This is a genomic window from Acinetobacter gyllenbergii (assembly GCF_001682515.1).
Lineage (GTDB): Bacteria > Pseudomonadota > Gammaproteobacteria > Pseudomonadales > Moraxellaceae > Acinetobacter > Acinetobacter gyllenbergii.
In genome coordinates this window covers 522316-544456 of the sequence record NZ_KV575263.1, presented here as the reverse complement: position 1 = coordinate 544456, position 22141 = coordinate 522316, and the positions used below count along the sequence as shown (strand labels likewise).

The 22141-nt window shown below is 42.4% G+C and carries 19 protein-coding genes; 13 read left to right on the top strand and 6 right to left on the bottom strand.

Annotation, left to right across the window (positions count from 1 at the left end; translation table 11 throughout):
- Positions 1–22 precede the first annotated feature (22 nt).
- Together NG55_RS11725 and NG55_RS11720 are read left to right on the top strand one after the other, a co-directional pair.
- Entirely contained in the window at positions 23–925 is a 903-nt protein-coding gene (locus NG55_RS11725; protein WP_065343329.1) for a LysR family transcriptional regulator, read from the top strand.
- 262 nt (positions 926–1187) lie between these two features.
- Positions 1188–1637, top strand: a complete 450-nt coding sequence (locus NG55_RS11720; protein ID WP_016541496.1) for a DUF2147 domain-containing protein — start codon at positions 1188–1190, stop codon at positions 1635–1637.
- 71 nt (positions 1638–1708) lie between these two features.
- Here the strand turns inward: NG55_RS11720 and NG55_RS11715 are convergent, their stop codons facing one another.
- On the bottom strand, positions 1709–3892 hold the full coding sequence (locus NG55_RS11715; RefSeq protein ID WP_065343328.1) for a carboxy terminal-processing peptidase: 2184 nt from the start codon (positions 3890–3892) through the stop codon (positions 1709–1711).
- Between the two features lie 249 nt (positions 3893–4141).
- Here NG55_RS11715 and nagZ point away from each other — a divergent pair, with 249 nt between their 5' ends.
- Positions 4142–5164 (top strand): beta-N-acetylhexosaminidase, encoded by a 1023-nt coding sequence (gene nagZ, locus NG55_RS11710; RefSeq protein WP_065343327.1) that lies wholly within the window; start codon positions 4142–4144, stop codon positions 5162–5164.
- Between the two features lie 291 nt (positions 5165–5455).
- Positions 5456–6298 carry a class I SAM-dependent methyltransferase gene (locus NG55_RS11705; protein ID WP_016541499.1) on the top strand — a complete coding sequence of 281 codons (843 nt, stop codon included), beginning with the start codon at positions 5456–5458 and terminating at the stop codon, positions 6296–6298.
- A gap of 50 nt (positions 6299–6348) precedes the next feature.
- On the opposite strand, the gene NG55_RS11700 is transcribed toward NG55_RS11705, so the two are convergent.
- Entirely contained in the window at positions 6349–7662 is a 1314-nt protein-coding gene (locus tag NG55_RS11700) for an alpha/beta fold hydrolase (RefSeq protein ID WP_016541500.1), read from the bottom strand.
- 354 nt (positions 7663–8016) lie between these two features.
- Between NG55_RS11700 and NG55_RS11695 the strand changes: the two genes are divergently transcribed.
- The 3 genes from NG55_RS11695 (at position 8017) to pta (ending at position 12919) form a co-directional block, all read left to right on the top strand.
- Positions 8017–9282 (top strand): glutamate-5-semialdehyde dehydrogenase, encoded by a 1266-nt coding sequence (locus tag NG55_RS11695; RefSeq protein ID WP_023271328.1) that lies wholly within the window; start codon positions 8017–8019, stop codon positions 9280–9282.
- A 296-nt stretch (positions 9283–9578) separates the two neighbouring features.
- Complete coding sequence (locus NG55_RS11690) at positions 9579–10754, top strand: acetate/propionate family kinase (RefSeq protein WP_016541503.1); 1176 nt, start codon at positions 9579–9581, stop codon at positions 10752–10754.
- A 29-nt stretch (positions 10755–10783) separates the two neighbouring features.
- Entirely contained in the window at positions 10784–12919 is a 2136-nt protein-coding gene (gene pta, locus NG55_RS11685) for a phosphate acetyltransferase (RefSeq protein WP_065343326.1), read from the top strand.
- A 50-nt stretch (positions 12920–12969) separates the two neighbouring features.
- Here pta and NG55_RS11680 read toward each other — a convergent pair whose 3' ends face one another.
- Both NG55_RS11680 and NG55_RS11675 read right to left on the bottom strand, forming a co-directional pair.
- Positions 12970–13581, bottom strand: coding sequence for a class I SAM-dependent methyltransferase (locus tag NG55_RS11680; protein ID WP_065343325.1), 612 nt, complete (start codon positions 13579–13581; stop codon positions 12970–12972).
- A 50-nt stretch (positions 13582–13631) separates the two neighbouring features.
- Positions 13632–14546 carry a DMT family transporter gene (locus NG55_RS11675; protein WP_065343324.1) on the bottom strand — a complete coding sequence of 305 codons (915 nt, stop codon included), beginning with the start codon at positions 14544–14546 and terminating at the stop codon, positions 13632–13634.
- 179 nt (positions 14547–14725) lie between these two features.
- Here NG55_RS11675 and NG55_RS11670 point away from each other — a divergent pair, with 179 nt between their 5' ends.
- From NG55_RS11670 to NG55_RS11645, 6 genes are all read left to right on the top strand, one after another.
- A complete protein-coding gene (locus tag NG55_RS11670) occupies positions 14726–15586 on the top strand; it encodes an AraC family transcriptional regulator (RefSeq protein WP_065343323.1) in 861 nt (286 codons plus the stop codon).
- 148 nt (positions 15587–15734) lie between these two features.
- Positions 15735–17261: a fumarate hydratase gene (locus NG55_RS11665; protein WP_016541508.1), complete on the top strand. Its 1527-nt coding sequence runs from the start codon at positions 15735–15737 to the stop codon at positions 17259–17261.
- A gap of 81 nt (positions 17262–17342) precedes the next feature.
- Positions 17343–17900 (top strand): hypothetical protein, encoded by a 558-nt coding sequence (locus tag NG55_RS11660; RefSeq protein ID WP_065343322.1) that lies wholly within the window; start codon positions 17343–17345, stop codon positions 17898–17900.
- Positions 17900–18418 (top strand): hypothetical protein, encoded by a 519-nt coding sequence (locus NG55_RS11655; RefSeq protein WP_065343321.1) that lies wholly within the window; start codon positions 17900–17902, stop codon positions 18416–18418. Before NG55_RS11660 ends, NG55_RS11655 begins: the two co-directional genes overlap by 1 nt.
- A gap of 213 nt (positions 18419–18631) precedes the next feature.
- Positions 18632–19201 (top strand): DUF2059 domain-containing protein, encoded by a 570-nt coding sequence (locus tag NG55_RS11650; RefSeq protein WP_016660473.1) that lies wholly within the window; start codon positions 18632–18634, stop codon positions 19199–19201.
- Between the two features lie 180 nt (positions 19202–19381).
- The gene (locus NG55_RS11645) at positions 19382–19924 is read left to right on the top strand and encodes a DUF2059 domain-containing protein (RefSeq protein WP_065343320.1); all 543 of its coding nucleotides are present in this window, start codon (positions 19382–19384) and stop codon (positions 19922–19924) included.
- A gap of 18 nt (positions 19925–19942) precedes the next feature.
- Here NG55_RS11645 and NG55_RS11640 read toward each other — a convergent pair whose 3' ends face one another.
- Both NG55_RS11640 and clpX read right to left on the bottom strand, forming a co-directional pair.
- A complete protein-coding gene (locus tag NG55_RS11640; RefSeq protein ID WP_016541513.1) occupies positions 19943–20656 on the bottom strand; it encodes a DUF2846 domain-containing protein in 714 nt (237 codons plus the stop codon).
- Between the two features lie 153 nt (positions 20657–20809).
- Positions 20810–22120: an ATP-dependent Clp protease ATP-binding subunit ClpX gene (gene clpX, locus NG55_RS11635; protein WP_016541515.1), complete on the bottom strand. Its 1311-nt coding sequence runs from the start codon at positions 22118–22120 to the stop codon at positions 20810–20812.
- Positions 22121–22141 lie beyond the last annotated feature (21 nt).

Sequence of the window (22141 nt, the reverse complement as noted above, 5' to 3'; positions counted from 1 at the left end):
AATTCATCTAATGGATCACTCAATGGATCGTGTTACTGCCTGCTTCGTATTTATAGCTATTGTGGAACGTGGCAGTATGACTGCAGCAGCAGAATCATTAGATCTATCACGCGCCATGGTGACCCGTTATCTTTCCGTAATGGAACAATGGGCAGGTGCGCGTCTGCTCCATCGGACAACCAGACGTTTAAGTCTTACCCCTGCTGGCGAAGCAACTCTGCTGCGCTGCCGTCAATTATTAGACATTGCCAATGAAATCCCTTCAGCAGTAGGTGATTTGAATGAACAGCCAAGCGGTTTATTACGGGTGAGCTGTTCCCAATCTTTGGCACAAGATGTACTCACTCCGGCGATTACAGACTTTTTACTGCGTTATCCCAAGACCTCAGTAGATCTACACATCAATGACCGCATCGTTAATTTGGTTCAAGAGCGCATTGACCTTGCCATTCGTGTAACCAACGAACTCGATCCCAACCTCATTGCACGTCCACTCGGAAAATGCGCCTCAGTGGTATGCGCTGCCCCCTCTTATTTAGCAAAGCACGGGATTCCACGCACACCTGAGGATTTAGCTCTGCACAATTGCATGCCCTACACACATTTCAACAAAAGCTTATGGCAATTTAATGGGCCTGAAGGCATTACAGAAGTTCTGGTCGGTGGCAATCTGAGTGCCAACGAATCTAACGTCCTCTTAAGTGCCACCTTACAAGGCACTGGTATCGCGATGTTACCTGCTTATGCAGCCCGACCTGGGATTGATGATGGACGTCTTGTCCTACTTTTAGCTGAATGGCAACCACAAACACTGGGGATTTATGGTGTCTACAATACACGCCGACAAATGTCAGCAGCATTACGTGCATTACTCGATCTCTTGGTTGAGCGCTTTGCAGATCCGCGTTATTGGACTTCAGCCTAGACGATATCCTGACTAAAATAAACGTGTCATGTAAATTCCACAGACTGGTTCCGCCTGTTATCGCCCACATTCAGAAACGCTTAAAACCACTAAAAGTCGACTCTTTTTCAGATCTGCGGATTTAAATTTTTCTCAATTAAAAACATAAAAAATTGATTGAAACTTCAATGATTAATAATTTACAACTGTAAAATAATGATTGAATCTGTAATTAGAAATCCGAAATAATAGCAAGACATCATGGCAACTAGGGGGCTTGAACATGAACATTTTGCAAAAACTGATTTCTTTTTTCTTTCTTTTTACCTTAAGTCATTTTGCTTTTGCTCAAGATATTAGCGGGATCTGGCAAAGTGTGGACGATGTGACCGGTGCACCTAAAGGACAAGTTGAAATCACACAAGAAGCCGATGGTTCCTATACAGGTAAAATTATCAAGATTACCCCACGTACTGGCTATACCCCCAAAGAACTGTGTACAAGCTGCCCTGCACCTTATACCAACAAACCAATTCTGGGTTTGAATGCCATCACCAAGTTGAAACATAAAAAAGACCTCACCTATACGGGCGGGAAAATCTTGGATCCCAATAGTGGTCGTGTCTATAGCCTGACAGCAAAACTGAGTTCTAATGGACAACGTCTGCACTTACGTGGTTATGTCGGTGTCTCAGTATTGGGGCGCAGTCAAATCTGGATTCGGGTCAACTAAATACAATAAAAACACTCATCAAAAAGCCCTGTATCACACAGGGCTTTTTGATGACGAGAACACTGTAGTAATTAACGAGACTGTAACTTCGAGTAATCTAACAAGACATTTGCTGCTTCATTGATGAAGGTTTCTTCTTCAGGCAATGGCGGACGTAAATGTGCTTTCATTTTGGCACGCGACTCCACCAAGGCATCAATCGAAGCTTGATAACTTTCCCAGTTGGCATAAGGTGCTAAACCTGTTGCACTACGGCGTTGATTTTCAGCATTCAAGGTTTGTTTCTCAAGATCAATCAATTCGGCACGACGTTGATTAATGTCGAGTACCACTTTTTTCTGATCTGAAGTTTTCTTGGCAATCGCTTTACGAGCTTCTAAATATTTAAATTGAGAATCTGCAGCAACACGTTGCTCAGACGACTGTGATAGTTTTGCCACATAAGGTTGAACAGAGCCTTCACGCTTAAATGGTGCGGTTGGAATGGTATCCCACTTCAAGGCATTTTTCGCTTTACGCTCACCAAACTCTTCGTTGTAGATATCCACCAACTTGATATCTGGAATTACACCTTTGTTTTGGGTACTTCCACCCGTAATACGGTAGAACTTACGTTGAGTTAACGTTGCCTGACCATAAGCCAAAGAATCTAACTGAACCTGTGCTGTTCCCTTACCTGTAGTGGTACTGCCAATGATAATCCCGCGCTCATAATCCTGAATGGCAGCAGAGTAAATCTCACTTGCAGATGCCGATGCCAAGTTCACTAAAACAGCCATCGGGCCTGCATAGATTTGCTCACCACCATCAGTATCTTCAAATACATTTACGTTACCGTTGCCGTCACGAATTTGTACCACAGGACCAGACTTGATCACCTGACCAAGCATACGTGCCACTTCCTCCAAAGAACCGCCTGGGTCATTACGTAAATCGACCAGAATCCCTTCAACTTTTTGTGCTTTCAGTGACTCTAGAGCCTTCGCAGTATCTTCAGAGACTGAGCGATATTCAGTCCCTGCACGGCGTGAACGATAGTCGAAATAGAACGATGGGATTTCAATCACACCAAAAAGATGTTTTTTACCATCACGGGTGATTTCAACGGTACGTGAACGCACTCCCGCATCTTCTTCTTGAATAATGTCACGAGTTAAGGTCACATTCCGTGCTTGACTCATCGATGCGCCGGCACCCAGTAAACGTACCACCACTTTGGTACCGCGCTTACCACGAATCAATCCTACGATTTCTGAACTCGGCCAGCCAATCACATCCACCATTTTCTCGCCATCTTGGGCCACGCCAATGATGCGATCACCAGATTTTACCTGACCTGATTTACTGGCTGGCCCACCTTCAACGATGGTTTCGATCTTGGTGTAATCCTCATTACCACGTTCTGGACGAATCGAAACCCCGATCCCTTCCAGTTGCAAGGTGGTTTGACGATTCAACTCCATCGCATCAATCGGTGGATAGTAGTTACTATGCGGATCATAAGTCGCCAACATCGCATTTAAAGTCTTATCCAGCACGTCATCGCTTTTCACACGGCCAATACGCTCTAATTGACGGGTATAACGTTTTGTTAAGGTTTGAACAGGGGTTAAATCCTCAGGCCCTGTTAAATCTTGACCATTCGCCAGCGATGGATCTGCTTTCAGCGCCTTTTGTTTGGCCTGCTCTTCTTCTTTACTAATGGTTAAATTGATGAGCTGAGAAACCAACATTTTTTGCCAATGTTGTTGTTGCTCAGTCGTCGTTTGAAAGTACGGCGCTTTTTCACGATCCGTATCGAGATAGACATCTTTTTGATTCAGGTTCTGCGGCTTTTTCAACTCAGCCAACATAAACTCATAGAATTGTTTCAAACGATCACGATATTGTGCATGAATCAGAAACGGTCCCGTTAAGTTACCTGCTTTTAACGAACTGCCAAAAGTTGACCCATATTTTTTTTGATAATCTTCCACTTCACCGCTCAGAAATAATGAATGATCTGGATCCAAACTATCCAAATACATATTCAAAATACGGTTTGAAGTGGTGGCGTCTAGGCGCATATTTAAATAATGTTGACGATCAACCAATGTGGCTAACTGACGTGCAACCAAGGCCTGTTCTTGTGATGGCTTGATTACCGTTGAAACGACAGGTGCCTCAGTCGCCGCAAATGCCTCATTCATGGTATGAGAGAAAAATAAACCACCAGTCGCGATTGCAACTGCACACGCTATCATTTGAAGTTTCATAAAATTTTGGTACTTCCTTGGATATGGCAATTATCACATGTGGATGTGATGAAGATGAACATATTTCATCCAAGCACTTCACAACATGTAAAACTTATCAGTCATCCTAAATAAATGACCAACAAGCACTTATCATCAATATCATGTAGTTTTATCATATTCTGTACTGACAAAATGTAGCAAATCATTGCACAATTTAGCTATCGTTTTTTTCATCAAATTTTTTATCAAAAATCTAACGGAATCCTTATGATCGGCGCGTTGATGCTGGATATTGCTGGCACAGAACTTACTCAAGAAGATATTGAACTATTACAAGCTCCGCAAGTCGGCGGCATGATTTTATTTGCACGAAATATTGAATCCCCTCAACAAGTCCGTGCCTTAACCGATCATATGCGTCAAATCCGCCCAGAGATTTTGATTGCGGTGGATCAGGAAGGTGGTCGCGTCCAACGCTTAAGACAAGGTTTTACTCTACTTCCTGCCATGGGTCGATTAGGCGAACGCTACCTCAGCAATCCACAACAAGCACTTGAACTGGCTGAGCAGTGCGGCTGGTTAATGGCGATTGAAGTCCTCGCAGTGGGGATTGATTTTAGTTTTGCCCCTGTTTTAGACCTGAATGATGTGAGCGATGTGATCGGCGATCGTGGTTTTGCCAAAAATATGCAAGACATCGTGCCACTAGCGGATGCCTTTATGCGTGGTATGAAAAAAGCAGGCATGGCCACCACAGGCAAACATTTCCCTGGTCATGGTTCAGTCAAAGCTGACTCACACGTTGCAGCAGCAATTGATAGCCGCTCATACCAGGAAATTTACGACAAGGACATGCAAAGCTTTATCCAGTTGATGCCTCAGCTTGATGCGCTAATGCCAGCCCATGTGATCTATGACCAAGTTGATCCAAATCCAGCAGGCTTCTCACCATTCTGGCTACAAAAAATCTTACGTCAACAACTTAAATTTGATGGCGTTTTATTCTCAGATGACTTGAGTATGCAGGCTGCCTGTGTCGCAGGTGGTGCCGATGCACGTATCCAAGCCGCTTTAACTGCGGGTTGTGATATGGGCTTGGTCTGTAATGACCGTGCAGCTGCCTGTACAGCCTTAGATGGAATCCAAACGTTGGCGTTACCAAATCAACAACGTTTAGAGCGTATGCGCGGCAAAATTCCAAATATTCAGGTCGGTACAACATTGACCTTAGACGATGAAAACTGGCACAGCGTCAGAAAAGTCATTGAAGAGTTTAAAAATTCGTTCTAACTTTACTTAGATTTCTTCATCGTTTTATTAACATAATGGAATCTTGCCGAGTGCTCATCTGATTGAAGGATTTTGCCTTCGGCTCGACTTACTTTTCAGGGATGAAAAGTAAGCAAAAATCCTTTGTTAGGCTGAGGGTACATCCTTGTAATCCCAGCCCAACGTCGGCATCCATGCCGCCCCACGATAGTAAATAACAAACCTAAAATCGGATTTGGTAGAAAAATCTCAATTTTTAAAAAAGAGATTAATTTTATATATCCCAATTAGGAAAAATAGAGTCTAGGACAGATGACACAACAACTTTCGAAACATCGCCATATTTCATTTACCGCGCACTACACTGGCTATATCTGGTATCAAATGGGGATTTCACATCCAGCACTGGCAACCGCAAAAGGGAAAACGCTGGCAGCCTTAGTTCATCCAATTGAAAGCTGGGCAGAAAAATATGTCGGTGGTAGCATGCGCACCACGCTTAAACAACGTCATAGCATGCTCGATAACCAGTTAAAAGAATTGATCGAACAACATCCTGATCTACAAGTGCTTGAAATTGCCTGTGGCTTATCACCACGCGGTTGGTGGTTTAGACAACATTATCCAAATATCAGCTACCGTGAACTGGATTTACCAGACATGGCTGCCACCAAACAAGCAGCACTACAACAAATTGAAAACAATAATGATGAAGTTCTGTCTGTCGACTTGTTTACTGATGCCTTTGCCTCTGCCTTTGAAGTATTTGATCCACAACGTCCACTGGTTATTATCAGTGAAGGACTGATCAATTACTTTGAAAAACCATTATTACAACAACTGATTCAAGCGATTGCCAACTATGGTCAAGGCTTTAAAGCATTGCACTATCTAACTGACATTTACCCAGAACCTACCCAAAATAAATTAGCGACGATTATCTGGAACAGTAGTCGTTTATTAAAATGGATGTCTCGTAGTGCATTTAGCTTTCATTTTCAAACCCCTGCCGAAATCGAACAGTTTTTCCACGAAGCAGGTTTTAATCAAGTTAACGTCCTACAGCCAAAGCAATTTTTTGAACAGGTAACCTTAGAAAATACGCAGCAACATTTAGGCGACTTGGTCTGGATGATTCAAGCCACCAATAAATAGGCACACAAAAAAGTGGCAAATTGCCACTTTTTTTAATCTTGGACTACCCGTTATTCAGTTGGCTTCTGGCGTTGAATAAAACGAGTCAAACGCTCTGCAATATCAAAACTACCGTGTTTAAATAAGATGCGCAGTCCTTGCTCAGTTGCATCAAAGATTAAACATTCAATTTTAAACTCACCTTCTTCATCAGCTAAATGCAGGGCTAAATCACGTGGGTGTTGATTGATAAAATCAAGCTGTTCAATATTGTGGAGCTTTAAATACACACCAAAGAAAGTGATATCAACGATCTTCACATCCGCTTCTGTCGCAAGATGGCGATGCGACAGCTTGCTTTCAGGCTGTAATACCGCAATACGCTCTTCACCACGACGTTCAATCTGCTGCATTTGCTCACGGCTCATCGAGATAATGCCATCCAGATTTTCGATGGACTCTCCCTTTAAAAAGGTGGTAAACAAATTCATGGTTTCTTTACGGCGTTGTAGTTGCGGCACATGATCTGCATTGGCAATCAACGCAAACTGCATATCCTGACACTGCAATGCAAAATCTGCATTTTCATGCGGTAAAGTAAAGCTGTCATACTGCCCTGCCGCAACCAACGTTTTACATTGTGGTACAGGAACATCACTTAAACGCAATAAACGGTTGCAGTTGATTTCATAACGCTCACGTTCTGTTGCACTAAACTCAGCCATCTGTCTGAAGAACAAACGCTTTGCTGTTGGCGACATCCGAGTTTTATCGAGTTTGGCATGATTGACCAAATAAAGAATCACGGCTTGACCGAACTCCTCCATACGGTCTTCACGCATTAAATGCAGTGATTCTTCAAGCAGCATGCGCCAACTCTTACGAGTCTTCTGCATCACCCCCATCAATACCATACGGTCGATCAGCTCAGGGCGTTGGTCTGCAAAGGAAGAAGCGACCACTGAACCCAATGACATGCCCATCACTGAAACTTTATCAATGCCAACAATATCCAACCATTGGCCAAGCATTTTAGATAAATCAGGCAGTTCTAAAATGCCAGCAGACTCACCTGTATCAACATTGCGAATTTGTTGATTCGCACCCATTGAAGGTAAATCGATTAAAATAACAGGACCACTCTCAAAGAGTTGCTCAACACAATACTTATAAGAGTTAAAATTTTGAAATGCGCCCCCGACAATTACAATCGGCGTGTTGTGGATCGTTTTCGGATCTGCAATTGCCATATATTCAATTTTCCAACCATCGATCCACGTCGTACGCGCTGGTTGCTTAAAACTGTTTTTATTGTAAATGTCGAAAAAACCAAAGCCTGTGTAGGTATGATTTATATCCGAGTCCATTTGGATAATGGAATTCATGTCCTTCCTCCATCCTTGTTTATTTTTTTGTTGCAAAAATCTCATTTTCAGCGATTTATACTTGCAAGTTAACAAATTTATAAAATTTGTATTACATTTATCCTATACTTTTTCATTCTATACATATGCACGTTTTATACGCAATCATTTCCTTAACCACTTATCTTGTTTAGAACATTAATCTTTTGCAAAATATGTAATCTCAGCTTTAGATTCAATATCTTCGTCATACTAAAATAAAAACTTTTGTGCCAATTAACGCTTCATAATTTTTTGAATTGTCAGTTCAGCCTATTCATTGTTCAGCCGTTGACTGTTACTATCTTTATAAATACATGCAAATCTCAAACTGCTATGCAAGATTCTATTCAAAATTATATGCAACAGGTCGGTGCTCAAGCACGTCAAGCCTCTCGTATATTAACGAGCGCGTCGACGCATTTGAAAAACCATGCCCTCTCTGCAATCTATACGGCTTTGGAAAATAATCAAGCCCAAATTTTAGCAGCCAATCAAATTGATATGGACAATGGTCGTCAACGTCAATTGGACAATGCTTTGCTCGATCGTTTAGAGCTTACCCCCGCACGTTTTAAAGGCATGTTACAAGGCTTAAAAGATGTGATTGCCTTGATTGATCCCATCGGAGAAATTACTGATTTAGCCTATCGCCCTTCAGGCATTCAGCTTGGAAAAATGCGTGTACCTTTGGGTGTAATCGGAATGATCTATGAATCAAGACCGAATGTGACACTTGAAGCAGCCTCATTGGCTTTAAAATCTGGCAATGCCATTATTTTACGTGGTGGCTCAGAAGCACTTGAATCGAATAAGGCGATTGCAACGGCGATTCAACATGGCTTACAAATCTCGGGTCTACCCGAACATGCCGTACAAGTGATCGATACCCCTGACCGTGCCGCAGTCGGCCATCTGATCACCATGACTGAATTTGTAGATGTAATTGTGCCACGCGGTGGTAAAAGCCTAATTGAACGCATCAGTAATGAAGCACGTATTCCTGTGATTAAACACTTAGATGGCAACTGCCATGTTTTTGTTGAAGCACAAGCAGACCTGCAAAAAGCCTTACCAATTGCCCTCAATGCCAAAACGCATCGTTATGGCGTATGCAATGCCATGGAAACCTTATTGGTCGATGAAGCGATTGCGGAAGAGTTCTTACCACGTATTGCTGAACTCTATGCTGAAAAGCAAGTTGAGCTGCGTGGTTGTGCTGAAACGCAGCGTATTTTAGGCGTATCTGTAAAAACGGCGACAGAGGAAGATTGGTATACCGAATATCTCGGTCCCATTCTTGCAGTCAAAGTGGTCACAGGGATGGATGAGGCGATTGAGCATATCAATAAATATGGTTCACACCATACCGATGCGATTATTACCGAAAACTTTAGTCTAGCCCGTGAGTTCTTAGCGCGTGTGGATTCAAGCTCAGTCATGATTAATGCTTCAACCCGCTTCGCTGATGGCTTTGAATATGGTTTAGGTGCAGAAATTGGCATTTCAACCGATAAAATCCATGCCCGTGGTCCAGTTGGCCTTGAAGGTTTAACCTCGCAAAAATGGATTGTATTTGGCGACGGTCAAATCCGCCAATAATCAAACCGAGCATTTGAACACAGAAACACGATAAAGGCCATTTATTTGATCTTTATCGTGTTTTTTATATATTTACATACAAAAATAATGATAAAACCAACAGATCAATCAAAAGAATCAAGCATTTCCAATCTATACTGAATAGGTTGAATTATAAACGGGTTGTATAGGCTAAAGTCTATCTTCGCCAAGACGACATCCCATGTTAAAACATTGCGCTTGATTCCACTGCCTCATGCGTTGCAGCAAAATCAAGATGTTCATCATAAAATTTAAAATCTGTTAGGTGTTCAAACGTGGCTATATCTGTATTAGTAATTAACTGTGGTTCATCATCAATCAAATACGCACTCATTTCTGAACGTCGTGAAGATCGTATTTACGGTTTGGCAGAAAACCTGGGCGCAGCAGATGCCCGTATCAAAGGCATTACGCTTGGGGGCGAACCACTGGAACTTTCAATTCCCTATGCAGATCATGCCAAAGCGCTTGAAACTTTATTGGCGCGTTTAGCCAACTATAACCCGCAAGCGATTGGACACCGTGTCGTTCACGGCGGCGACATCACCAAAGCAGAATTGCTTACACCTGAACTGGTTGAGCGTATTGAAGCAGCAACACCTCTTGCACCACTGCACAATCCTGCACATTTGATTGGGATTGAGGCCACCATGCGCCTGTTCCCTCAATTACCTCAGGTGGCTGTCTTTGATACTGCCTTCCACCAAACCATGCCTGAACGTGCTTATCGCTATGCTCTACCCCAATATCTGTATACCGAGCATCAAGTACGTCGCTATGGTTTCCACGGCACCAGCCATGCTTATGTGACTGAACGCGCCAGTGAACTGGCAGGCCATAAAAATGAGGGCGGCTGGTTGAGTGCCCATTTAGGTAATGGGAGTTCGACTTGTGCCGTCTGGAATGGTCATAGCGTTGATACCTCAATGGGGATGACGCCACTTGAAGGCGTGGTGATGGGCACACGTAGCGGCGATGTCGATCCAAGTTTACATTTGTTCCTTGCCAGTAATTTGGGTTGGGATATCCAGAAAATTGACAGCATGCTGAATAAAGAAAGTGGCTTATTGGGATTATCAGGTTTATCCAACGATATGCGTACCTTGGTTGAAGCCTCTGAAAATGGTCATGAAGGTGCAACCCTAGCCATTGAAGTGTTCTGCTATCGCTTAGCCAAATCTTTATCGGCTTTGAGTTGCGGTCTACCACGTTTAGATGGTTTAGTCTTTACAGGTGGTATTGGCGAAAACTCGGCTTATGTCCGTGAAAAGACTTTAGGCTATTTAGCTCACTTTGGCTTGCAGTTTAGCAAAGAGAAAAATAATGCTTTAGCTCGTGGCACAGAAGGTCGTATCGACAATGGTGCAGGTCCACAAATTTGGGTGATTCCAACTGATGAAGAAGGTCGTATTGCCAAAGAAACACGCCAAGTACTTGAACATACGATTTAATCAAAATATTAGACAATTTTAAGGTCACTATGAATACGATTTTACTCATCCCCACAGGTGAAGGTGTCGGCTTAACTTCAGCCTGCTTAGGTATGATCTACGCTTTAGATTGCAAAGGGATCAATGCGGGTTTTTTAAAACCCTATTCTCAAATTGCAGACACCACGGTTGACCGTACCACAACACTTTATCGCCATTTATTTCAGCATAAATCTGCTGAGCCAATCACCTATGAGCGACTAACACAACTGATTGCCTTGGGTGAAACCGATGAGTTACTTGAGGAGGCGGTTGCGCTACACCGTCAAATTTCAGCTGATCATGATGTGATTATCGTTGAAGGTTTAGTACCGAATGGACAAGATCATTTTGTCAGTGAAATCAATGCCGCACTTGCACAAGCACTGGATGCACAAGTGGTATTGGTCAGCACCGCAGATTTAGCTGATCCACGTAAAACAGCAGAAAGAGTCGATGCGCATTTACGTCAATTCGGTGGTGCAGCTTCGGCACGCACCACAGGCGTGTTGTTTATGCGGACCAAAGGCTTGCCTGAGGGTACGGCTGAAATTCCGGTCACACTTGATCCAAGTCTGCGCCTTGATCAACACATCAATGCATTTGCACTGGAATTACAACGTTATAACCGCTTTATGGGAACTGATGAACTCCCGATTATCGGACTTGTTCCATTCAGCAATACTCTGAGCGTGCCACGTAGTTTAGATATCGCTCCAATCATCAATGGCACATGGTTGCATCAAGGTGAAGCGAAACAACGGCGTATTTTGCACACCAGTTTAATTGCCTCGAATATCGAGTCTGAACTGCATAAATTCGTTGCCGGTGAATTGATTATTAGCGCCTCACAACGTACCGATGCAATCTTGGCAGCCAGTCTTGCCAGCAGCAATGGTACACCACTCGCGGGTTTAGTATTGACTGAGCAAGCTGCACCTGCAAGTAATGTCGTGGAATTTTGCCAAAGTGCGATTAAGCAAGGGCTCCCGATCTTACACACACCTTTAGATACCTTAGAAACAGCACAACTGCTACATCGCTTTGGTAATGAAATTCCCATTGATGATACTGAGCGTGCCGAGCAAGTCACGCGTTTCGTATCCAGTCATTTAGATAGCAATTGGCTCGATCAACATACCCAAAACAACCTACATCCACGCTTATCACCTTCAGCGTTCCGTTACGAGTTGGTACAAAAATCCATTTCCGCAAAAAAACGTATCGTCCTGCCAGAGGGTGATGAGCCACGTACCGTACAAGCGGCTGTGATTTGTCAAACCCGCGGCATTGCACAGTGTATTTTATTGGCAAAGCCTGAATCGGTTGCCGAAGTGGCGAAAGCACGCGGTATTCAGTTGCCTGAAGATTTGCAGATCATTGATCCAGATAGCATCCGTGATCAATATATCGAACCGATGGTGGAACTGCGTAAAGGTAAACTCGATGCACTACAAGCCAAAGCACAGTTGCAAGATACCGTAGTACTCGGCACCATGATGTTGGCACTCGATCAAGTCGATGGTTTGGTATCTGGGGCAATTCATACCACTGCCAATACCGTGCGTCCAGCATTCCAGCTGATTAAGACCGCTCCGAATTACTCACTGGTCTCATCCATTTTCTTTATGTTGTTGCCTGATGAAGTCTATGTCTATGGTGACTGTGCGATTAACCCAGATCCGAATGCAGAACAACTTGCTGAGATTGCGATTCAATCGGCAGATTCAGCCAAGGCCTTTGGTCTTGATCCACGTATCGCCATGATCAGCTATTCTACAGGTACTTCGGGTACAGGCGCTGATGTTGAGAAAGTGGCTGAAGCGACCAAAATCGCACAGCAACGCCGTCCTGACCTCTTGATTGATGGTCCATTGCAATACGATGCTGCTTCGGTTGAAAGTGTTGGCCGCCAAAAAGCACCAGACTCGCAAGTGGCTGGGCGTGCCAATGTATTTATCTTCCCAGATTTAAATACAGGTAACACCACCTATAAAGCAGTGCAACGTGCTGCCAATGTGGTGAGTGTTGGCCCAATGCTGCAAGGTTTAAACAAACCCGTAAACGACTTGTCTCGTGGTGCTTTGGTCGATGATATTGTGTTTACCATTGCCTTGACTGCGATTCAGGCGAAGCAACAAGATTAATCCAATATTCGATTGAAATTGAAAAAGCCCTTTAGATTGAAAGGGCTTTTTCATGAGTGGTATTGAGCCAACCAGATGGTATGTCCCGTACATTCAACATCTTCAGCAATCATTTTAATCAGTTTAAACCCATTGTGTTGCAGCAAAGTCTGATATTCCTCCGCTGAGAGACTGGCATGGTACAGTGGCTCTCCACCGAGTTCACCAATTGCCTCGCCCTGTGCAGGCCCACTGCTAAACATTAAAGCAGTACCTGATTGTGCATATTCGGCAAAACGTTTAAACATCTTTCGCTGATCATCTTGGGTGAAGTGGAAGAAACTATCCCACGCAATAATCCCTTGAAACTTTTGTTCAGTAAAGTACTCCCGAAAATCTTGCTGCACCCAGACCTGTTCAGGGAAAGACTGCCGTGCTGTTTCGATCATATGTTCAGAAGCATCAACACCTGTTACCTGATAGCCTTGTGCAATAAAATAAGCGGCAATCGGCTGCGCTGAACCGCAGCCTAAATCCAAAATATGCGCCGAGTTTGGCAGCAGACTGAGAAAACGATCGAGCCAGACCCTCTCAGACAGAAGCTTTCCTCGTAATTCAATCCATTCACGAGCATGCTTCTGGTAGAGTTCAATAATATGCTGCGCTAGATGTTCCTGTACCATGTCATTGCCTATTATGAGTCATTCTTTTTTTAAAGCTATTGAGCAAAATCTTAACAAGATTCTGGCTTATTTAATGTCTGAATTTTCTTGGTTTGCGGTCCTTTTACAAAGAAAATTGCATTCCCGCATAGAATTAAAATGACTCCGATCACCGCATTCATTTGCCAGTGATAGCCTTCCCATACTGTTGAAATCACTAAGGCCACCAAAGGAAATAATAAGGTGCTATAGGCCGCTTTACCTGCACCAATCCGTCCGACCAAATAAAAATAGGCGGTAAAACCTATCACCGAACCAAAGATCGCGAGATACAGTAAAGCACTGATTGCACTGAATTGCATGCTTGGGAAAAACTCATCCTGTCTAAACCATGAGATCAAGGCCATCAGCAGTGAACCATACAACATCCCGTAGGCATTGGTGGTAAATATATCCAAGCCATGTTTTTGATGCCGTGTACTGATCATATTGCCCAAAGAGAAACCATAAGTCCCTAAAATACATAGTCCAATACCGATCAATGTATTGCTGTTTAAAGTGGTGCCCACCACGTCATGCCAGAACAAAGCAATAATCCCGAGCACCCCCAATAATGCCGCAGGATAAAAGCGCGTTGATACTTGCTGGGCAAAGAAGAGCTTAGCGTTGATGGTATTGAAAATCACCGCCATGGAGAAGATCACCGCTTCCAAACCACTACTGATATATTGCACCGCATAATAAAAACAGACGAAGTTAAAACCAAAAATACAGCAAGCCTGTAACATACAAAATAGATGATCTTTAGCCGCCAGTTTCTGCAACTTTCGGCTCAAAGCAACGAAGGCAAATAACACCATGGCAGAAATAAAAAAACGCCAGAACACCGCCACACTGGCTGATATCCCACTTTGTTGTTGCAGGCTAATCGCAATCCATGTGGTTCCCCAAATCACCACAACCAACGCATATAACAGCGCATTCATATCATTAGAACCAAACTCAATTACTTCAACGACTATTTTGCTGCTTTTGCGGCCATGATTACTTGCACCATCTTGCGGTGATTGTCATGGATTTGCGTTTTTCTAGAATTTTTTGACCAGATGACAAAACTGGCTGAAAGTCCTACACTAAATACTTTATTTGGCACTGCGTATAGAAGATGAAATATCAGATTCTAGATCAATTACAGCAATATAAAGCACAATTGCTCGACTCGGTAGAACTGGGTTCGGGTATGCAGTTGGCCATGTGGCACAATAACCAAGACCGTGTCAGCGTCTGTAGCAACCACCATACCTTGAGCATGTATATTCAGGGCGGTTATGAAAGCTATCAAAAAACCCAACAGGGCTGGCACAATGGCGGCGGCCCTGACCGTATGTGCCTGATGCCACAAGATTTCGAGTCCACTTGGGATCTCCGTGATCCACTCACCTTCGTACATCTGTATTACACCGAACAACACCTACAACGTGTGGCCGAACAAGTCTGGGATCGCGAACCCAGCCAAATCATTTTAAATCCACAAATTTTTGTGGCTGACCCACAAATTTCCATGATCTATCGGCACTTTTTACTCAATGGTGCATGGCAAGAACGTGAAAACCATTTGCAAATGAGTACGGCGACGACGCTATTACTCAATCATTTAATTAAAAATTATAGTCATGCGCAATGGCAAGCCCCGGAGGTCAAAGGTGGGCTCTCTCCCTATATTCTCAAACAGCTATTAGAATGGATTGATCAACATCTCCATTTGAGTCTGACCTTATCTGATCTGGCTCAGCAAGCGCAACTCAGCGAATATCATTTTGCGCATATGTTTAAACAATCGATGCAGATGCCACCGCATCAATATGTGATGCAACGCCGTCTTGAACGTGCTCATCAAGCACTTGAACAGACCACAACGAATCTGACAGAGATCGCAGTACAATATGGATTTAGCTCAAGCAGCCATTTTAGCCATCGCTTTAAGAAACAGTTTGGCTATAGCCCATCTCAACTGAGAAAAAACTAAAATCCACAGCGCATCTTTTGTTGCTGCGATTTAGATCAAAGCTTCGCTTTAGACCTTTAGCCAAATCTAAGCTAAAACTCCCACATTCATTCCTTTTTGTCATATAATTTAGCCCGCCAGCTAATCGCCCGCTCAAGAGAAATTTGATATGACAACGATCATCAAACAAGATGACTTGATTACATCAATCAAGGATGCCCTGCAGTTTATTTCTTATTATCACCCACAAGACTTCATCCAAGCGATGAGCCGTGCTTACGATCGTGAAGAAAACAAAGCTGCAAAAGATGCTATTGCCCAAATCCTGATCAACTCACGTATGTGTGCTGAAGGTCACCGACCAATCTGTCAGGATACAGGGATTGTTAACGTTTTCCTTGAAGTCGGCTTAGATGTTAAATTTGATTTAAGCATGAGCTTGGATGATGCAGTCAACGAGGGTGTACGCCAAGGTTATCTAGAGAACTCAAACGTTCTTCGTGCATCGGTTTTAGCAGATCCAGCTTTTGGTCGTAAAAATACCAAAGATAACACCCCTGCCGTGATTCACTACAAACTCGTTCCTGGTAATAAAGTTGATATTACCGTTGCAGCAAAGGGTGGTGGTTCAGAAAATAAATCTAAACTTGCGATGTTAAACCCATCTGATTCAATCGTGGATTGGGTACTTAAAACTGTTCCAACTATGGGTGCAGGTTGGTGTCCACCAGGTATGCTCGGTATTGGTATCGGTGGTACTGCTGAAAAAGCCATGATGCTTGCAAAAGAAGCACTTATGGAAGAAATCAACATGGACGAATTACTTCGTCGTGGCCCACAAAGCAAAATGGAAGAACTCCGTATCGAGATCTTCGAGAAAGTGAATGCATTGGGTATTGGTGCACAGGGTCTTGGTGGTTTAACCACAGTCCTTGATATTAAAATCAAGGATTATCCATGTCACGCAGCAGGTAAGCCAGTCGGTATGATTCCGAACTGTGCCGCGACTCGTCACGCCCACTTCCAATTAGATGGTACTGGCGTTGCACATATTCAAGCACCAAAACTTGAAGACTACCCTGCCGTAACGTGGGATTCTTCTCAATCGAAGCGTGTCAACCTAGATACCATTACTCAAGAAGAAATGAATGCTTGGAAGCCAGGCGATACCTTATTATTGAACGGTACTATTTATACAGGTCGTGATGCTGCACATAAGCGCATGGTTGACATGTTAAACAATGGTGAAGAACTTCCAGTCGATTTAAAAGGTAAATTCATTTACTACGTGGGTCCAGTCGATCCAGTGGGCGATGAAGTTGTTGGTCCTGCTGGCCCAACCACTGCAACCCGTATGGATAAGTTCACTCGTCAAGTGTTAGAAGCAACTGGCTTATTCGGTATGATTGGTAAAGCAGACCGTGGTCCTGCTGCAATTGAAGCGATCAAAGACAATCAAGCAACTTACTTGATGGCTGTCGGTGGTGCTGCTTACCTTGTATCTAAAGCAGTCCGTGAAGCGGAAGTCGTAGCCTTTGCTGATTTAGGTATGGAAGCTATCTACAAATTCGTGGTTGAAGACATGCCTGTTTCTGTTGCGGTTGATGTGAATGGAACATCAATCCATGCAACAGCACCAAAAATCTGGCAAGCGAAAATCGGTAAGATTCCAGTGGTTGACGCTGCTGTATCATAAAGATCAAAAAAAGGAGCATCAGATCGATGCTCCTTTTAAATTTAATCATGACATATTTAAATAATAATTAAATGGGCACTCATGCATTCTCAATATACATGGATTTTCTTGCTTGGATTTTTGTTTTTCGGTTTAACTAACACTTGGGCCAAACCTGCCCAGCCAGAAACTATACGCAAATACCTTGAAGTCACACATTCAAAAGAAACATTTGAACAGTTATACCAAATTCGAAAAGCGTATTATCTCAATCTTGCCACTCAGCGCGTCCTCTACCATATTCAGGCACCTAGACTGGATCCAAGTTTACTTACGCCAGAACAATATCAAGTTGCTGAAAAAATAGCAGAACTCTATCTTAAAAATGATCCTCTCTTTCGCTCACCAGAACAGCCTGATCAGGTCACATTTAAACAACTTCAGCAGTATGTTTCCAATGAAAGTCTGCTCTACTTTATTGAGCAATATCAAACAAAAACAGGACAAGCATTGATCGAGAAGAACATTCTAAAAGAAGTATATTTTGCAAATCATCTCTCTCAGCTTTTAACAGATTATTTAGATGAACAACAATTCATGCTTCAAATTTTTCGAAATATTCTGACCTATAAAAATCCACAAGCGATAAGAGAATTATAATGTTGTTCAATATAAACCCTAAGTTTTTAATTCTTAATATTTTATTGTTGAGTATTAGCACTTCAAGCTTTGCATTGCCTGCAACTCAGGCAACAGCAACTGATGTTTTAAAAGCAAGTCAATTTGATCAAACCATTCAGCACTATCAAACGAAACGTTTAGCGCAACGCTATAGCCAGAGTCTTCTGCAAAACATTCCCGCTAGCGATTTAGTTGAGGATAAAATCTATTATCAAAATAAAATAGAACAACAATTACTCACTCTCATGCACAGTCAAGATTTTAACAAGTACTATATACAACGACTCATCCAACCTTACTTACAATTTTATCAGGAAGAAGAACTGGTTCATTTACTCAACATTTACGAGCATCCACTAGCACTAGACTTTTTCAAACAAAATCTAAAGTCCATTCAAGATCAGCAAGACCAAAGCTATAGCAATGCACAGATCAAAAAAGATCAACAGTTGGAACAACAAATCATCGAACTATTAGAGCCTTTGACACCGAAATAAGACCATAGCATCTCATTCAATCCAAAAATTCAGCTCTCCCCTGAAGGCAAGATCACCTATGAAAAGCATATTGGCGACCTATTCTTTTGTAGATCTATAAAACGCGAATCACTGAGCCTTTATTCTTTTCCACTCCAACATGCTAGAATCCAATATCAAGTATTTTTTACTCAGAACACTCTTATTCTTAGATTAAAGATCACTCAATATCTTATGAAAAAATTCAATCAAACACTCAGTTGCATCCTCTTATCTGTCTGCAGTTTTTCTATTTTTGCTCAACCTGCCACCAGCACTTCCGTAGAAAGAGCAATGGAACTCAGTGATATAAAAGCAACATTGGCTCAATCTCAAAAAGAAATGCGCCCCGTTTACGATAAGCAAGCGGAAGAGATGCTCAAAAAAATCTTCAACACATTAACATTGAATGCTGAACAGAAAAAAGCCGCGCATCAAATTGCGGATGTCACTGAATCGTTTAGCAATAAACTCATCTCTGATCCAAAGTTTCTGCAAATGCTGAAAAATACCTATATGCAAACTTTTACAGAAGAAGAAGTTTTAGCAAATATTCAATTTCTTGAAACGCCTATCGGACAATCAATCAATAAGAAAAATAGCTTGCTGATGAGTAAAATTATGCAAAATAGCATGGAGATGTCGAGTCAAATGATGCAGGACCCAAAAATCCAAAAAGAAGTTAATCAGAAAATCGAAAAGATTCTTATGCCTCTGTTTGAACAGAAAGAAAAAGTAAATAACGGTAATATACACGCTGACTAAAATGGTGGCTTCATTTTATGCTCAATTAAATATCCCGCTTATTAAGCTTCTCGTCAACAATTTCACGGCATCATAATATTCATACAATTCACCTAGCCGAATCATCGTATTCGGCTATTTTTTTGCCTATAGCTTCTGCTAAATTATAAAAAATGATGAGAAGAATAAGGTGATAGACAGATGAATAAATCAATGTTCAGCTTGGTCATTGGACTGTGCCTTCTCGGTAGTATGCAAAGTACTTTTGCTGCCCCAGCTCAGAGTAAATCAGTCAAGGAACTGATTAAACTCAGTGACCTTGAACATGTGTTAAATACGTCACTTGATGAAATGCAACCGACACTTGACCTCGAAGCTGAAAATATTCTATTGCGGGTACTCGGAAAAGAAAAATTAACCACCACTCAAGAGCACCTCGCCGTTTTAGAACTGAGTCAACTACTCAAAGAAACCAGCTCCAAGGTATTTGCTCGTCCTGAAACGCTACAGGCAATTGAGAAAATTTATGCCGACGCGCTTAGTGAAGAAGAGGTGCAGGCTTATTTAAAGTTTTTAAAAACACCTGAAGGCCAATCCATCAACCAAAAGACCATGCAGATCAGCACCAATGTTTTTCAGTATATGAATAATCTCAGTCAAAAAACCTTAAATGACCCCGAGCAAAGTTCGAAACTGCAACAGCAGTTCCTCACTATTATCCAACCGTTGATGCAGGAAGAATAAGCCAATAGCTCTTCTCGTCTACCAAGTTAAAGGATTCCAGAGTTTAAATGGCTTAACCAAATGTACTTCTGATTTTTCATCATACTTGGCTGGTTTTAACTCTTGTGGTTTGGAACGAACTTTGCCTGAAGCATCCTGAGCCACAAAGTTATAGCTCGATGATTTTAATCGGGTAAAGGCAATTTCTTGATGTGCCACCTTATCCGGTGTAATCATAAATGGGCCCGTGTGCTCACTACGTGAAATCTTATTTTCTTCATCATATTTAATGAAGTAGGTTTGTGCAGCATCGACCGTAAAGTCTAAATATTTAGGCTTCTGGAAATGCAATCCTGCCAAGGGCCGACTCACACTCAGGCGATAGGTGCCCGCAGGAAGCTCCAGCCAATAATAGTGATTATGCAATAAACTCGGAATACGGTGCCCATTGATAAATAAATTGGCTGCTGCAATCTCTTGACGATTCCAACGCGTATCTGGACGATATAAATAGACCACCGCAGCTTGTTCATTTTGCGGTTTAATTGGTGCGTAATATTGGCCTAACTTTTGATTGACCCAGCCACCTACACTAAAGCCACCAACATGATATTGATCCAATAAACCTGGTTCTTTTGCTGTATCAACTGGGGGTAGTGTTGCAGTCAGTGCGGTTGGATTTTCAACTGTCTTATGACTTTGACAGCCAGCCAACACCCCTGCACAACATAATGACAATATTAAATAACGCATGACATCCCTCAAGGCGTTTTCTTGGATTTATTTTTAACCGCGCAAAACTATGCACATTTTTTCAATTTTTTAAGATTAACACCTCAACGCCTAATTGCAAATAAAAAAAGCATGAAAAGCCAAGCCTTTCATGCTTTTTTAGATGAATGAGAATTAAGCTGATTTAGAATCAATCACCTTCAAATCCTTCTTTTCAGTCAGCTCTGGCGTACCGACTTGTGGCAAACGCTCTGCTTTAAATGTTGGTTTAGCCGTGCCATTAATGACAGCCTCATCCACAATCACGGTTCCCACATCAGTACGACTTGGTAAGTCATACATGGTTTCCAGTAACACATTTTCTAGAATAGAACGCAGACCACGCGCACCAGTATTACGCTCAAGCGCTTTCTTCGCCACGGCACGTAATGCAGACTCATCAAAGACCAGATCTACATTTTCCATGGTGAACAGGTACTGATACTGGCGTGTTAATGCATTTTTAGGTTCGGTCAGAATCTGCATCAACGCTTCTTCATCCAGCTCTTCTAAAGTTGCAATCACAGGCAAACGACCGATAAATTCAGGAATCAAACCGAATTTAACCAAGTCGGTTGCTTCAACCTGACGGAACAATTCAGAGACTTTTTTACTGTCATCTTTATTCTTCACATCTGCAGTGAAACCAATCCCGCCTTTCTCTTGGCGTTGCTGTACGATTTTTTCCAAACCAGAGAATGCACCACCACAAATGAACAGGATATTGGCTGTATCAATTTGGATGAATTCTTGCTGTGGATGCTTACGACCACCTTGAGGTGGAATAGACGCAACCGTACCTTCAATCATTTTCAATAATGCTTGTTGTACGCCTTCGCCTGACACATCACGGGTAATCGATGGATTTTCAGATTTACGAGTAATCTTATCAATCTCATCAATGTAGATAATGCCTTTTTGTGCTTTCTCTACATCGTAATCGGCTTTTTGCAATAATTTTTGCACGATGTTTTCAACATCTTCACCCACATAACCCGCTTCGGTTAAGGTGGTTGCATCTGCCATCGCAAAAGGCACATCGAGCAAACGAGCCAGTGTTTGCGCCAATAATGTTTTACCTGAACCCGTAGGTCCGATCAGCAAAATATTACTTTTCGCAATTTCAATTTCTTGATGCCCATGAGTCGACTGACCCACTTTCAAACGTTTATAATGGTTATATACTGCAACCGATAAGGTTTTCTTCGCAACATCTTGCCCAATCACATATTGGTCTAAGGCAGCACGTATTTCATGTGGTTTCGGCAAGGCTTTGGTCGCCCAATCCCCTGCTTCAACTTGTTGACTGGTTTGAACCAAGTCCAAGCAGACATCTACACACTCATTACAAATATATGCGTCCTCACCTGCAATCAGCTTTCCAACTTCAGATTGCGTTTTACCACAAAATGAACAATGTTTTTGTCCTTGAGGATGTTCGGACATATTTACTCCACAACTTAAATC